Below are 14,160 nucleotides of genomic sequence, written 5' to 3'. Positions count from 1 at the left end.
GGCCTCGCGGCCTCGGAGGCAGATGCTTCATGCGAAAACTCCCGGCTTGGCCTGTCCTGCTTGCCGCGCTGCTTGCGACAGCCGGACCGGCACTGGCCGACCATTTCGTCATCGGCGTCGAAGACGTCGACGCTGCACCCATCATGAGCACCGGGCCAGACGGTGAATTGCGCGGTTATGTGCGCGACTTGCTGGACCGGTTCGCCAGCCGTCACGGCCACAGCTTCGAGTACCGGCCCCTGCCCACCCGGCGGCTGACGGCCGAGCATGTCGCCGGCCGGCTCGATGCCGTCTTCCCCGACAACCCGAACTGGAAGACCACCGCCAAGCAGGGCGCTCACCTCGTCTATTCGGAACCGGCCGTGCCCTTCCAGGACGTGGTCATGGTGCCGGCGGCCCGTCGCGACCAGATGCCGCATGAGCTGGGCATCGTGCGCGGCTACACGCCCAAGCGCTTCCAGCCGCTGATCGAGGCCGGCCGCCTGCATGTGACCGAGGCCGGCAGCCCGAGGCGGCTCATCCGCATGGCCCTGGCCGGCCGCGTCGACGGCGTGCAGGTCGCGCTGCCCGTGGCACGCTACCAACTCATGCAGCTGGGTCAGCCCGGCGCCCTCGTGCCCGGTACGGCACTGCCGGCGGCGCCCTACGAATACCACTACCGGCTCTCAAGCGCTCGGCATGCCGAGCTGGTGGCCCAGTTCGACCGCTTCCTGCACGAGGAGCCGGCCGCCCTCGCCGCGCTGCAGCACCGGCATGGCCTGGACGAGAGGTTCGCCGCCGACCTCAGCCCAACGCCGCGATGACCTCGGCGGGTGCCTGCACCAGCTCGATCAGCACGCCCTCGCCACCGATCGGGAACTCGTCATTGCTCTTCGGGTGGATGAAGCAGATGTCGAAGCCGGCCGCGCCCTTGCGGATGCCGCCCGGCGCGAAACGCACGCCGTTGGCGCTCATCCACTCGACCGCCTTGGGCAGGTCGTCCACCCACAGGCCGACATGGTTGAGCGGCGTGGCGTGCACGGCCGGCTTCTTGTCGGGGTCCAGCGGCTGCATCAGGTCCACCTCGACCTTGTGCGGCCCCTGGCCGATGGCGCAGATGTCCTCGTCCACATTCTCGCGCTCGGACACGAAGTTGCCGGTGACCTGCAGGCCCAGCACGTCCACCCACAGCTTGCGCAGCGCGGCCTTGTCGGGGCCGCCGATGGCGATCTGCTGGATGCCCAGGATGCGATAGGGCTTGGTCATCACGCGAACCTCAGGATGGGTTGGTCCACCGACAGGCTTTCGCCCGGCTTGGCCAGCACCTCGGCCACGGTCACGTCCTGGCTCGCGCTGAGGATGTTCTCCATCTTCATCGCCTCGATGACGGCCAGGCGCTCGCCGGCCTGCACGGTCTGCCCGACCTGGGCCGCCAGGTTCACGAGCAGGCCCGGCATCGGCGACAGCAGCAGCTTGGACGTGTCGGGCGGCGCCTTGTAGGGCATCAGCGCCTGCAGCTCGGCCGCGCGCGGGCTGAGCACGGTCAGCTCGACGGACAGGCCGCCATGCTGGATGCGGTAGGCCAGCGGGTTCTTCGCCGTGCCGCGCTCGGCCTGGGCCGTGAAGGCCTGCCCGTTCACGGTGCCGGCGATGCGCACGTCGTTCAGCCGCGAGCGGCTGACGATGCGATAGGCCTTGCCGCCCACCTGCACGAGGGCCTCGCCCAGCGCGCCGGCGAACTCGCTGATGTGCAGCGTGTGGCGCTCCGTGCGGCCGCCTCCCAGGTTCACGACGGCGACGTATTCGTGCTCGATCTGCACCTCGTGGCCGGGCAGCTGGCCGCTGATGCCGGCCTCGCGCTCGCGCGCCTTGCGGCGGATGAAGCCGGCCAGCGCGACAAGGAAGAGCGGGTCATGGTGGGGCACGTCTTCGGCCCTGAAGCCGCCGGCGTAGTGCTGGGCGATGAATCCGGTGTTGAAGTTACCGATCGCGAAATCCGGGTGGGCCAGCAGCGCGGCCTGGAAGGGGATGTTGCTGGACACGCCGCGGATGACGAAGCCGTTCAGCGCCTCGCGCATCTTGGCGATGGCCTCGGTGCGGTCTTTGCCGTGCACGATGAGCTTGGCAATCATCGAGTCGTAGAACATCGGGATCTCGCCGCCCTCGTAGACGCCGGTGTCCACGCGCACGCCGAAGCGCTCGGGCTCGCCCTGCACCATGCTCGTCTCCGGCGGCTGGTAGCGCACCAGGCGGCCGGTGGACGGCAGGAAGTTGCGGAAGGGGTCTTCCGCATTGATGCGGCACTCGATGGCCCAGCCGTCGCGCTTGATGTCGGCCTGCGTGAATGACAGCTTCTCGCCGGCGGCGACGCGGATCATCTGCTCGACCAGGTCGAGGCCGGTGATGCACTCGGTGACCGGGTGCTCGACCTGCAGCCGCGTGTTCATCTCCAGGAAGTAGAAGTCCTGGTCCTTGCCGACGACGAACTCGACAGTGCCGGCGCTCTGGTACTTCACGGCCTTGGCCAGGGCCACGGCCTGCTCGCCCATGGCCTTGCGCGTCGCCTCGCTGATGAAGGGCGACGGCGCTTCCTCGATGACCTTCTGGTGGCGGCGCTGGATGGAGCATTCGCGCTCGTGCAGGTAGACCACGTTGCCATGGCCGTCACCGAGCACCTGGATCTCGATGTGGCGCGGCTGCTCGACGAACTTCTCCATGAAGACGCGGTCGTCGCCGAAGCTGTTGCGCGCCTCGTTGCGGCAGGAGCTGAAGCCCTCGAAGCACTCCTTGTCGTTGAAGGCCACGCGCAGGCCCTTGCCACCGCCGCCGGCGCTGGCCTTGATCATCACCGGGTAGCCGATGCGCTTGGCGATCTCGACCGCCTCCTCGGGCGACAGGATGGGCTCGTTGTGGCCGGGGATGGTGCTGACCCTGGCCTCGTTGGCAAGCTTCTTGGAGGCGATCTTGTCGCCCATCGCCGCGATGCTGTAGTGCTTGGGGCCGATGAAGGCGATGCCCTCCTCCTCGCAGCGGCGCGCGAAGTCCTCGTTCTCGGACAGGAAGCCATAGCCCGGGTGCAGGGCTTCGGCGCCGGTCTGCTTGCAGGCGGCAATGATCTTGTCGGCCACGAGGTAGCTCTCGCGCGACGACGCCGGGCCGAGCAGCACGGCCTCGTCGGCCAGTTCGACGTGGCGGGCATCCTTGTCGGCCTCTGAGTAGACGGCCACCGTCTTGATGCCCATCTTGCGGGCCGTGGCGATGACGCGGCAGGCGATTTCGCCGCGGTTGGCAATAAGGATCTTGGTGAACATGTGATGCCTCGTTCGTTATTTCGTTTTCGCGAGCGGCTTCTTGCGCTGCTCAGTGAAGTGCCACCACGGCTGGGCGGGCCCGCCGTTCATGAAGTCGTGCGCGGCCATGAAGGTGTCCAGCACGCAGGAATCGTGGCGTTGGCCCATGGGGTCGCGCAGCCGGTCGTAGGTTTCGAGCGGGTCCATGCGCTTCACGTCGGCCGGCGTCTCGATGCCCAGCCCAACCAGGTCAGCAGCCATGGCCTTGCCGATGTTGGGAATGTCGGTGAGCTGGCGGGCTTCGGCGGCGCATGTGGCTTTGCTCATGGGCGATTTCTCCAGAGCCTCAATGCGCTGAAGACGCGGGCTTGTAGCCCACGGCCGCGTAGTCCGTGAAGCCGGTGACGCCATTGATGAACGCTTCGTGGGCCTTGAGCGCGGCGACTCGACAGTCGCCGTCGCTGCGCTGACCACAGGGGAACAGCTGGGAGAACTCCACCATGCTGTCTCTGCCGACGACGACGAAGGCGGTAACGCCGTAGGTAACCGTACCGCTGTCGTTAAGCAGCCCGATGTCGTAGGGGAAGCGCAGCGTACGCACGCGATTGCGGATGACCCGTGCCAAGCCAGGCCCCATTTGCGTCTGCACTCGGTGGTAACCGACACCACGCGCCGACAAGTTGGCGCGCTGCACCTCGCCCCCGTCGATGCCTGCCAAGACCCGCTCGGCGTCCTTCGGCCGGTCATCGCGCAAGCGCGTCACGACGACTGCGCTCAGCGGGTCGGTTGAGGCACTCACGGCGAGGGTGCCGCCTGGATCGAACATGATCTGCGTCGTGGACGGCGTGCCGTCGGCGCGAATAATGGCAATTGCCTCGCGCACGTCCACCAGCTTCTCTTCGCCGATTCGCGGCACACGCAGCGCGATGCGACTCAGGGCCGATCTGTAGACCCCGTCCTTCACCGCATACAACCTCTCAGGCATCGGCTGCATCTCGCGCACCACGGGCTCGCCCGTCGGGCGCTCTACGCCGCCGCCGAGCTTTTCGAACCGCACCACACGGACGGCAACAGGCTCCCACGGCTTCTGCGGTTCCTGGGCGGCCGCCATGCCCGCCGCCATGCCCGCCGCAAGGGCGAGCATCCAGGCCAGGGCCCCTGCAAGACGAGCACTCACAGCGGGATGTTGCCGTGCTTGCGCCACGGGTTCTCCAGCTTCTTGTCCTTCAGCATCGCCAGGGAGCGGCAGATGCGCTTGCGCGTCTCGTGCGGCTGGATGACATCGTCGATGAAGCCGCGGCTGCCAGCCACGAAGGGGTTGGCGAAGCGGGCCTTGTACTCGGCCTCCTTGGCCGCCAGCTTCTCGGGGTCGCCCTTGTCCTCGCGGAAGATGATCTCCACCGCGCCCTTGGCACCCATCACGGCGATCTCGGCATTGGGCCAGGCAAAGTTGACGTCGCCGCGCAGGTGCTTGGAGGCCATCACGTCGTAGGCCCCGCCGTAGGCCTTGCGGGTGATGACGGTGATCTTGGGCACGGTGGCCTCGGCGTAGGCATACAGCAGCTTGGCGCCGTGCTTGATGATGCCGCCGTACTCCTGCGCGGTGCCGGGCATGAAGCCGGGCACGTCGACGAAGGTGATGACAGGGATGTGGAAGGCGTCGCAGAAGCGCACGAAGCGCGCGGCCTTGATGCTGCTCTTGATGTCCAGGCAGCCAGCCAGCACCAGCGGCTGGTTGGCGACGATGCCCACGGTCTGGCCTTCCATGCGGGCGAAGCCGGTGACGATGTTCTTCGCGTAGTCGGGCTGCAACTCGAAGAAGTCGCCGTCGTCGACGACCTTCAGGATCAGCTCCTTGATGTCGTAGGGCTTGTTGGGGTTGTCTGGCACCAGCGTGTCCAGCGACAGGTCCAGGCGGCCGGCCGGGTCGCCGCTGGGGCGGCACGGCGCCTTCTCGCGGTTGGACAGCGGCAGGTAGTTGAAGAAGCGGCGCAGCATCAGCAGCGCCTCGACATCGTTCTCGAAGGCCAGGTCGGCCACGCCGCTGCGCGTGCTGTGCGTCGTCGCACCGCCGAGCTCCTCGGCAGTCACCTCCTCGTGCGTCACCGTCTTCACGACCTCGGGGCCGGTGACGAACATATAGGAACTGTCCTTCACCATGAAGATGAAGTCCGTCATCGCCGGCGAGTAGACCGCGCCGCCGGCGCAGGGGCCCATGATCATGCTGATCTGCGGGATGACGCCCGAGGCCAGCACGTTCTTCTGGAATACGTCGGCATAGCCGCCCAGCGAGGCGACGCCCTCCTGGATGCGCGCGCCGCCCGAGTCGTTCAGGCCGATCACCGGGGCACCGACCTTCATGGCCTGGTCCATCACCTTGCAGATCTTCTCGGCATGGGCTTCGGACAGCGCGCCGCCGAAGACGGTGAAGTCCTGGCTGAAGGCGAAGGCGAGGCGGCCGTTGATCATGCCGTAGCCGGTCACGACGCCGTCGCCGGGGATCTTGTTGCCCTCCATGCCGAAGTCCACGCAGCGATGCTCGACGAACATGTCCCATTCCTCGAAGCTGCCCTCGTCGAACAGCAGTTCCAGCCGCTCGCGGGCGGTCAGCTTGCCCTTGGCGTGCTGGGCGGCGATGCGCTTCTCGCCCCCGCCGAGCCGCGCACGGGCGCGCTTGGCTTCGAGTGCTTGCAGGATGTCATGCATGGTGTTGACGCCTTCGTCAGAACGGAAAATTGATCTCCACGCCATTGCCGGCGGGGTCTTGCAGGAAGAACTGGTGCTGGCCGGCGACGGCCGAACGGGATTCGTGGAAGCTCACGCCCAGCGCCCGCAGATGCGCCGCGGTCGCGACCGGGTCGCTGCCGGCAAAGGCGGTGTGGTCGTAGGTGGTCGGCGCCTCGGGATCAACCGGGCCGCGCTTCACCTCGTGCGCGGCCTGCTCGGACAGGTGCAACACCGGCTGGCCGCCGGCATAGAGCCAGTAGCCCGGCGTGCCGAAGTCCGGCCGCGGGCCGGGCGTCAGGCCCAGTGCGTCGCGGTAGAAATCGCGCAGCACGACGAGCAACGCGGCCGGCGCGCGCAGATTGAGGTGGTGCAGGCCGGTGATCATGCGGACTCCCTGAATGCGGCCAGCAGCTGCCGCGCCGCGGTGGAGGCCGGCGTGCGGCCCTCGCGCACCTCGGCCGTGGTGGCCTCCAGGCGCGCGGCCATGCCGGGCTGGTGGGTGAAGGCATGGCGCAGGCCGGCCTGGATGCGCTCCCACATCCACGCCAGAGACTGCTCGCGGCGCTTGGCGTCCCAGGCGCCGCTGGCCCGGCGCGCGTCGCGCTGGGCGCAGATGGCATCCCACAGCGACGCAATGCCGTCGGCCTTCAGCGCGCTGACCTGCAGCACGCGCTGCAGCGCCGAGGCATGCTCGGCCATGCGCCCGCTGCCCAGCAGGCGCAGGGCCGACGTGATCTGGGCCTGGGCACGCATGGCGGCGGCGGGATCGATGTCGGCCTTGTTGATGACGATGAGATCGGCCAGCTCCATGACGCCCTTCTTGATGGCCTGCAGATCGTCGCCGGCATTGGGCAGTTGCAGCAAGAGGTAGAGGTCGGTCATGCCGGCCACGGCCGTCTCGCTCTGGCCGACGCCCACGGTCTCGACGATGACGATGTCGAAGCCCGCCGCCTCGCACAGCAGCAGGGCCTCGCGCGTCTTCTCGGCCACGCCGCCCAGCGTGCCGCTGCTGGGGCTGGGGCGGATGAAGGCGCGCGGGTCCATGGACAGCTTCTCCATGCGCGTCTTGTCGCCCAGGATGGCGCCGCCGGACAGGCTGCTTGACGGGTCCACGGCGAGCACGGCGACGCGGTGGCCACGCTCCAGCAGCAGCAGGCCGAAAGCCTCGATGAAGGTGCTTTTGCCGACACCCGGCACGCCGGAAATGCCCAGGCGCAGCGCGCCGCCCGTCCCCGGCATCAGCTCGGTCAGCAGCGCATCAGCCTGTTCGCGGTGGTCGACCCGGGTGGACTCGACCAGCGTGATGGCCTTGGCCAGCGCACGGCGCTCGCCGGACTTCAGGCGCTCGGCAAGATCACTCACGCGAGGGCCTCCCAGCGGTATTCGATGTCGAACTCCTGCTCGGCGACGACCCGGAAGCCGTGGCGGCGGTAGAAGTCGTTCGCGCGGCTTTCGCGCAGCGCGGCCAGGGTGATGGGACGGCCTTGCGACTTGATCCGGTCGATCACCCAGGCGCCGATGCCCCGCCCTTGTGCAGCCGGCTTCAGATAAAGGTGATGAAGACGCAGTTCGTCTTCGCGCGGCTCGACGGTGAAATAGCCGACGCGCTCGCCTTCGACGACGAGATGCTTCATCCACTCGGGCCGGAACTGGCTGCGCAGCCGGACCCGCGCCACATCGGGGCTGAAGCGCCCCAGCCGCTCCAGGCTCGGGCGCAGCGCCTCGATGCGCAGGGCGAGCATCTCCTCGAAGTCCGCGCCGGCGACGGGCGCCAGCGTCGGAATCAAGCAGGCACTCCCGCCAGCTGTGCCTTGATCGCCTCCAGCACGCCCTTGGCGCTGGCCGGGATGGGCGTGCCGGGGCCATAGACGCCCTTGACGCCGGCGCCGTACAGGAAGTCGTAGTCCTGCGCCGGGATCACGCCGCCGACGAAGACGATGATGTCGTCGGCGCCCTGCTTCTTCAGCTCGGCAATGATGGCCGGCACCAGGGTCTTGTGGCCGGCCGCCAGCGTGGAGACGCCCACCGCGTGCACGTCGTTCTCGATGGCCTGGCGGGCGCACTCCTCGGGGGTCTGGAACAGCGGGCCGATGTCGACGTCGAAGCCCAGATCGGCAAAGGCGGTGGCGACGACCTTGGCGCCGCGGTCGTGACCGTCCTGGCCGAGCTTGGCGATCATCACGCGCGGGCGGCGGCCTTGGCTTTCGCCGAAGGCGGCGATCTCGCCCTGCAGCCGGGACCAGCCCTCGGCCGAGTCGTAGGCCGCGGCATAGACGCCGCTGACCTTGTGCGTGTCGGCGCGATGCCGGCCGAAGACCGACTCCAGCGCGTCCGACACCTCGCCCACCGTCGCGCGCAGGCGGATCGCCTGGATGCTCAGGTCGAGCAGATTGCCCTCGCCGTTCTCGGCGGCGCGAGTCAGCGCGCCCAGGGCGGCCTGCACGGCGGCCGTGTCGCGGCGGGCCTTGATGGCCTTCAGCCGGGCGATCTGCGCGTCGCGCACCTTGACGTTGTCGACCTCGAGGATCTCGACCGGATCTTCCTTGGCCAGCTTGTATTTGTTGACGCCGACGATGACGTCGGCGCCCGAGTCGATGCGGGCCTGCTTCTCGGCCGCGCTGGCCTCGATCTTGAGCTTGGCCCAGCCGGAGTCCACGGCCGCGGTCATGCCGCCCATCGCATCGACTTCTTCGATGATGGCCCAGGCCTTGTCGGCCATGTCCTGGGTCAGCTTCTCCATCATGTAGCTGCCGGCCCAGGGGTCGATCACATTGGTGATGTGGGTCTCTTCCTGGATGATGAGCTGGGTGTTGCGCGCGATGCGGCTGCTGAACTCGGTGGGCAGGGCGATGGCCTCGTCCAGCGAGTTGGTGTGCAGGCTCTGCGTGCCGCCGAACACCGCGGCCATGGCCTCGATGGTGGTGCGCACGACGTTGTTGTAGGGGTCCTGCTCGGTCAGGCTCCAGCCCGAGGTCTGGCAGTGGGTGCGCAGCATCAGGCTCTTGGGCGAGGTGGCGCCGAAGTCCTTCATGATGCGGCACCACAGCAGGCGCGCCGCGCGCATCTTGGCGATCTCCAGATAGAAGTTCATGCCGATGGCCCAGAAGAAGGACAGGCGCGGCGCGAAATCGTCAACGCCCAAGCCCTTGGCCATGGCCGTCTTCACATACTCCTTGCCGTCGGCCAGCGTGAAGGCCAGCTCCAGCGCCTGGTTGGCCCCCGCCTCCTGCATGTGATAGCCGGAGATGCTGATCGAGTTGAACTTGGGCATCTTCTGCGCCGTGTACTCGATGATGTCGCCGACGATGCGCATGCTCGGCGCAGGCGGGTAGATATAGGTGTTGCGGACCATGAACTCCTTGAGGATGTCGTTCTGGATGGTCCCAGCCAGCTGTTCCTGGCCGACGCCCTGCTCCTCCGCCGCCACCACATAGCCGGCCAGCACCGGCAGCACGGCACCGTTCATCGTCATCGACACGGAGACCTTGTCCAGCGGGATGCCGTCGAACAGGATCTTCATGTCCTCCACCGAATCGATGGCCACGCCGGCCTTGCCGACGTCGCCGGTCACGCGCGGGTGGTCGCTGTCATAGCCGCGGTGGGTGGCCAGGTCGAAGGCCACCGACACGCCCTGGCCGCCGGCGGCCAGCGCCTTGCGGTAGAAGGCATTGCTCTCCTCGGCGGTCGAGAAGCCGGCGTACTGCCGGATGGTCCAGGGCCGCACGGCGTACATCGTCGGCTGCGGGCCGCGCAGGAAGGGCTCGAAGCCCGGCAGCGTGTCGGCGTGCTTCAGGCCGGCGGTGTCGGCCGCCGTGTACAGCGGCTTGACGCTCAGGCCCTCGGGCGTGACCCAGTTCAGCGCGGCCACGTCGCCCCCGGGGGCTGACTTGGCCGCGGCCTTGTTCCACTGCTCCAGCGTGGCGGTCTTGAACTCCGGGGCGTCCCCGGCGTGGCTGGCGTCCGACATCGAAACTCTCCTGTAACTGCCCGACATCATAGTCGACCGTTATTCATAATTATGAATCAAAAATCGCTACACTGGGCCGACACGTCGCCCGCCATGCCAGATCAGACCTCCATCCCCCTCGCCTCCACGGCCCTGTACGAGCAAGTGGCCGACCGACTGCGCCTGCGCATCCTCGGTCGCGAGCTGGAGCCGGGCGCCTGGATCGACGAGCTCAAGCTCTGCGGCGAACTGGGCATCAGCCGCACGCCGCTGCGCGAGGCACTGAAGGTGCTGGCCGCCGAGGGCCTGGTGACGATGAAGCTGCGCCGCGGCGCCTACGTGACCGAGATGAGCGAGCGGGACGTGCGGGAAGCCTATCAACTGCTGTCCCTTCTAGAAAGTGACGCCGCCGCGGAAGTCGCCGTCCGGGCCAGCGATGCCGAGCTGGCCGAACTGGCGCAGTTGCACCGCGCGCTGGAGGAGGCCCTGCTTGAATCCACCAATTCGCGCGACGCCTTCTTCGCCGCCAACGAACGCTTTCACCTGCGCGTGCTGGAGATCGACGGCAACCGCTGGCGGCTGCAGATCGTGGGCGACCTGCGACGGCTGATGAAGCTCAACCGCCACCATTCGCTGTTCCGGGAGGGACGGCTGGCAGAGTCGCTGGACGAGCACCGGGCCATCGTGGCGGCACTGCTGGCGCGCGATGCGCAGGCCTGCCGCGGGCTCGTCAGCGCCCATTTCCGCAACGGGCTGAATGCGACCCAGGAAGCGCCAAGCTCCCGACCGCCCGACGCCTGCGCTCAGCCGAGATAGTCGTTCTTGCCCAGCGGCACGCCGGCGTGGCGCAGCAGCGCGTAGGTCGTCGTCACATGGAAATAGAAGTTTGGCGTCGCGAAATGGCGCAGATAGTTCAGGCCGTCGAACTTCAGCGGCTCGCCGGAGCGGCGCGGGATCGTGATCTCGCGGCCCTCGCTGCCCTCGAAGGCCGCCACCGGCACCGACAGCACGTAATCACGCGTCTTGCGAATGCGCTCGGCCAGCTCGGCCAGCGTCGCCTCGCTGTCCTCGTACTTCGGGATCTCCTGCCCGGCCAGGCGGGCCACGCAGCCCTTGGCCGAGTCGCTGGCAATCTGAATCTGCTTGGTGAAGGGCAGCATGTCGGGTGCCAGGCGCAGCGTCAGGTAGTTGTCGGCCGGAAACTTCCTGGCCTCGGCATGGGCCTTGGCGGCCTCCAGCCAGTTCAGCATGTTGTCCAGCATCTTCGCGAAGACGGGGACGCTCGCGGCGTGCATCGAGATCGTGGTCATGGGTCAGTCTCCTTTGAGGGAAAACTATCGTAGCCAGCAAGGCGAAGGCCTGCAGCGCCCCGGGGCAAAATGCCCCGCAACATGAAGCCGCCGCGCTCTCTTCGTTCGCTGCCCTCCGGACGGCCGCGCGGGCCCCGACCATGAACGTGATCATCCTCGACGACTACCAGGACGCAGTCCGGAAACTGCGCTGCGCGGCCAAGCTGGAACCCCTGAACGCCAAGGTGTTCACCAACACGGTCAAGGGCATCGGGCAGCTCTCGGTGCGGCTGCGCGACGCCGAGGTGCTGGTGCTGATCCGCGAGCGCACCGCCTTCCCGCGCCAGCTGCTCGAGAAGCTTCCCAAGCTCAAGCTCATCTCGCAGACCGGCCGCATCGGCAGCCACATCGACATCGAGGCCTGCACGCGGCTGGGCATCGCGGTGGCCGAGGGCAAGGGCAGCCCGGTCGCGCCGGCCGAGCTGACCTGGGCTCTCATCATGGCGTCTATGCGCCGGCTGCCGCAGTACATCGGCAACCTCAAGCACGGCGCCTGGCAACAGGCCGGGCTGAAGGCGGGGTCCATGCCGGCCAATTTCGGCGTCGGCATGGTGCTCAAGGGCAAGACGCTGGGCATCTGGGGCTACGGCAAGATCGGCCAGCTCGTGGCCGGCTACGGCCGTGCCTTCGGCATGAAGGTGCTGGTCTGGGGCAGCGAGCCCTCGCGCCTGCGGGCCGAGGCCGACGGCTTCGAGGCCGCGCCCAGCCGCGAAGCCTTCTTCGCCGAGGCCGACGTGCTGAGCGTGCACCTGCGCCTATGCGACGCGACCCGCGGCATCGTCACGCCCGAGGACCTGGCGCAGATGAAGCCGACGGCGCTGTTCGTGAACACCTCGCGGGCCGAGCTGGTGCAGGAGAACGCACTGGTGTCCGCGCTGAACCGCGGCCGGCCAGGCATGGCCGCCATCGACGTGTTCGAGAGCGAGCCCATCCTGCAGGGCCATCCGCTGCTGCGGCTGGAGAACGCGGTGTGCACGCCGCATATCGGCTATGTCGAACAGGACGGCTACGAGCTCTACTTCGACGCCGCCTTCGACAACGTGCTGAACTTCATGCAGTCCCGGCCGACGAATATCGTCAACGCCGAGGCCCTCAAGGTCCTGCGCTGAGAGCCCCGCGTTGAGCCCGAACCGTCCGGCGTCGCTGACCCACCTCTTCCTCGCGTTCTCGCGGCTGGCGTTGCAGGGCTTCGGCGGCGTGCTGGCCGTGGCCCAGCACGAGCTCGTCGAGCGCCTGGGCTGGATGAGCAAGGAGGACTTCGTCGAAACCCTGGCCATCGCCCAGGTGCTGCCGGGGCCCAATGTCGTCAACCTGTCGATGATGGTCGGCGACCGCTTCTTCGGCCTGCGCGGCGCCTTCGTCGCGCTGGCCGGCATGCTCGCGGCGCCGGCCGTCATCGTGCTCGCCCTGGCGGCCGTCTACGGCCAGCTGTCCCGCTACCCGGTCGCGGTGGATGCGCTGCGCGGCATGGGCGCGGTGTCGGCCGGCCTCATCCTTGCCACCGGCATCAAGCTGCTGCCGGCGCTGAAGAAGAGCCCGCTCGGCCGGCCTCTGGCCCTGAGCCTAGCGCTGCTGGCCTTCGTGCTGATCGGCCTGCTGCGCTGGCCGCTGGTCTATGTGCTCGCACTGCTGGGCGGCAGCGGCATGGCCGTGGCGTGGTGGAGGATGAAGTGAGCACACCGATCGACCTCTTCGCGCTCTTCCTGCACTTCCTGACCCTGTCGCTGCTGGCCATCGGCGGCGCGATCACGACGGTGCCGGAGATGCACCGCTTCCTGGTCGACAAGACCGGCTGGCTGAGCGACACCGGGTTCACCGCCTCCATCGCGCTGGCCCAGGCGGCACCGGGGCCCAATATCCTGTTCGTGGCCGTGCTCGGCTACAACGTGGCCGGGCTGGCCGGCGCGGCGGCGTCGATGGCCGGCATCATGCTGCCGTCCAGCGTGCTGACGCTGACCGCGACGCGCTGGGCGCGCCGCAACCGCGAGCATGTCGGCGTGCGAGCCTTCTCGGCCGGCATGACGCCGCTGACGCTGGGCCTCATCATCGCCACGGGCTGGCTGCTGGCCCTGCCCTTCCTGAAGGCCGAGGAGCACCGCTGGGGCACGCTGGCACTGATGGCCGCAACGGTGGCTCTGACGCTGAAGACGCGGCTGAGCCTCGTGTGGATGGTGCTGGCCGGCGGCGTGCTTGGGGCGCTCGGTTTCGTGTGAGGCGTCAGCCTTCTTTCGTGCCGAAGATCTTGTCGCCCGCGTCGCCCAGGCCCGGGATGATGTAGCCGACCTCGTTGAGATGGCTGTCGATGGCGGCCGTCCAGCAGCGCACGTCGGGGTGGGCCGTCGCCAGGGCCTTCACGCCCTCGGGCGCGGCCACCAGCACCAACGCGCGCACGTCCTTGCAGCCACGCGCCTTCAGCAGGTCGACGGTCGCGATCATGCTGCCGGCCGTGGCCAGCATCGGATCGATGATCAGTGCCGTACGGGATTCGAGATTGCCGACGAACTTGTCGAAGTAGTTCACCGGCTTGAGCGTCTCGTGGTCGCGCGCCAGGCCCACGACCGAGACCTTGGCATTGGGCAGGATGTCCAGCACGCCGTCCAGCATGCCCAGGCCCGCGCGCAGGATGGGCACGACGGTGACCTTGCGGCCGGCGATCTGGTCGATCTCGGCCGGGCCGCTCCAGCAGTCGATCGTGACCTTCTCGAGCGGGAAATCGGCCGTCGCCTCGTAGGTCAGCAACCGTGCGACCTCGCCAGTCAGCTCGCGAAACTTCTTCGTCGAGATGTCGGCTTCGCGCATCAGGCCGATCTTGTGCTTGACGAGGGGGTGCTGGACTTCGATGACGGCCATGGCTGAATCTCTTTTCTAC

Annotated in this window: 16 protein-coding genes; 5 read left to right on the top strand and 11 right to left on the bottom strand. The window is 68.0% G+C overall.

Annotated features, from left to right (window positions below):
- Positions 1-29: 29 nt before the first annotated feature.
- Positions 30-803 (top strand): substrate-binding periplasmic protein, encoded by a 774-nt coding sequence (locus EV671_RS02720; protein WP_132569750.1) that lies wholly within the window; start codon positions 30-32, stop codon positions 801-803.
- Here EV671_RS02720 and EV671_RS02715 read toward each other — a convergent pair.
- From EV671_RS02715 to scpA, 9 genes are read right to left on the bottom strand one after another with little or no spacing between them, the layout of a single operon-like run.
- Entirely contained in the window at positions 784-1,245 is a 462-nt protein-coding gene (locus tag EV671_RS02715) for a VOC family protein (protein ID WP_207911077.1), read from the bottom strand. The genes EV671_RS02720 and EV671_RS02715 overlap by 20 nt on opposite strands.
- Complete coding sequence (accC, locus tag EV671_RS02710; protein ID WP_132569748.1) at positions 1,245-3,290, bottom strand: acetyl-CoA carboxylase biotin carboxylase subunit; 2,046 nt, start codon at positions 3,288-3,290, stop codon at positions 1,245-1,247. The genes EV671_RS02715 and accC overlap by 1 nt, the downstream gene beginning before the upstream one ends.
- A 15-nt stretch (positions 3,291-3,305) precedes the next feature.
- Positions 3,306-3,596, bottom strand: a complete 291-nt coding sequence (locus tag EV671_RS02705) for a helix-hairpin-helix domain-containing protein (protein WP_132569747.1) — start codon at positions 3,594-3,596, stop codon at positions 3,306-3,308.
- Positions 3,597-3,615: 19 nt separating this feature from the next.
- Positions 3,616-4,446 (bottom strand): hypothetical protein, encoded by an 831-nt coding sequence (locus tag EV671_RS02700; RefSeq protein WP_132569746.1) that lies wholly within the window; start codon positions 4,444-4,446, stop codon positions 3,616-3,618.
- The gene (locus EV671_RS02695; RefSeq protein ID WP_132569745.1) at positions 4,443-5,975 is read right to left on the bottom strand and encodes an acyl-CoA carboxylase subunit beta; all 1,533 of its coding nucleotides are present in this window, start codon (positions 5,973-5,975) and stop codon (positions 4,443-4,445) included. The genes EV671_RS02700 and EV671_RS02695 overlap by 4 nt, the downstream gene beginning before the upstream one ends.
- Positions 5,976-5,991: 16 nt before the next feature.
- Positions 5,992-6,381, bottom strand: a complete 390-nt coding sequence (locus EV671_RS02690) for a VOC family protein (RefSeq protein WP_132569744.1) — start codon at positions 6,379-6,381, stop codon at positions 5,992-5,994.
- The gene (meaB, locus tag EV671_RS02685; protein ID WP_243655549.1) at positions 6,378-7,358 is read right to left on the bottom strand and encodes a methylmalonyl Co-A mutase-associated GTPase MeaB; all 981 of its coding nucleotides are present in this window, start codon (positions 7,356-7,358) and stop codon (positions 6,378-6,380) included. Before meaB ends, EV671_RS02690 begins: the two co-directional genes overlap by 4 nt.
- Entirely contained in the window at positions 7,355-7,783 is a 429-nt protein-coding gene (locus EV671_RS02680; protein WP_243655548.1) for a GNAT family N-acetyltransferase, read from the bottom strand. Before EV671_RS02680 ends, meaB begins: the two co-directional genes overlap by 4 nt.
- Positions 7,780-9,963, bottom strand: a complete 2,184-nt coding sequence (gene scpA, locus EV671_RS02675) for a methylmalonyl-CoA mutase (protein ID WP_132569743.1) — start codon at positions 9,961-9,963, stop codon at positions 7,780-7,782. Before scpA ends, EV671_RS02680 begins: the two co-directional genes overlap by 4 nt.
- A gap of 93 nt (positions 9,964-10,056) precedes the next feature.
- Between scpA and EV671_RS02670 the strand changes: the two genes are divergently transcribed.
- Positions 10,057-10,758 (top strand): GntR family transcriptional regulator, encoded by a 702-nt coding sequence (locus EV671_RS02670; protein WP_132569742.1) that lies wholly within the window; start codon positions 10,057-10,059, stop codon positions 10,756-10,758.
- On the opposite strand, the gene EV671_RS02665 is transcribed toward EV671_RS02670, so the two are convergent.
- Entirely contained in the window at positions 10,746-11,252 is a 507-nt protein-coding gene (locus EV671_RS02665; RefSeq protein ID WP_132569741.1) for a DUF1993 domain-containing protein, read from the bottom strand. The two genes, EV671_RS02670 and EV671_RS02665, sit on opposite strands and share 13 nt — an antisense overlap.
- A gap of 140 nt (positions 11,253-11,392) precedes the next feature.
- Between EV671_RS02665 and EV671_RS02660 the strand changes: the two genes are divergently transcribed.
- Genes EV671_RS02660 through EV671_RS02650 form a run of 3 tightly spaced genes read left to right on the top strand, consistent with a single transcriptional unit; the run spans position 11,393 to position 13,504 of the window.
- Positions 11,393-12,400 carry a D-2-hydroxyacid dehydrogenase family protein gene (locus tag EV671_RS02660; RefSeq protein ID WP_132569740.1) on the top strand — a complete coding sequence of 336 codons (1,008 nt, stop codon included), beginning with the start codon at positions 11,393-11,395 and terminating at the stop codon, positions 12,398-12,400.
- 10 nt (positions 12,401-12,410) lie between these two features.
- Positions 12,411-12,965, top strand: a complete 555-nt coding sequence (locus EV671_RS02655; protein WP_243655547.1) for a chromate transporter — start codon at positions 12,411-12,413, stop codon at positions 12,963-12,965.
- Positions 12,962-13,504 carry a chromate transporter gene (locus EV671_RS02650; RefSeq protein WP_132569738.1) on the top strand — a complete coding sequence of 181 codons (543 nt, stop codon included), beginning with the start codon at positions 12,962-12,964 and terminating at the stop codon, positions 13,502-13,504. Before EV671_RS02655 ends, EV671_RS02650 begins: the two co-directional genes overlap by 4 nt.
- A gap of 4 nt (positions 13,505-13,508) precedes the next feature.
- On the opposite strand, the gene upp is transcribed toward EV671_RS02650, so the two are convergent.
- Positions 13,509-14,141, bottom strand: a complete 633-nt coding sequence (gene upp, locus EV671_RS02645) for a uracil phosphoribosyltransferase (RefSeq protein ID WP_132569737.1) — start codon at positions 14,139-14,141, stop codon at positions 13,509-13,511.
- Positions 14,142-14,160: the final 19 nt, after the last annotated feature.

Source organism: Roseateles saccharophilus, from assembly GCF_004342485.1.
Classification (GTDB): Bacteria; Pseudomonadota; Gammaproteobacteria; order Burkholderiales; family Burkholderiaceae_C; genus Pelomonas; species Pelomonas saccharophila.
The sequence above is the reverse complement of the archived record's forward strand: the minus strand, read 5'-3'. Positions and strand labels throughout refer to the sequence as shown.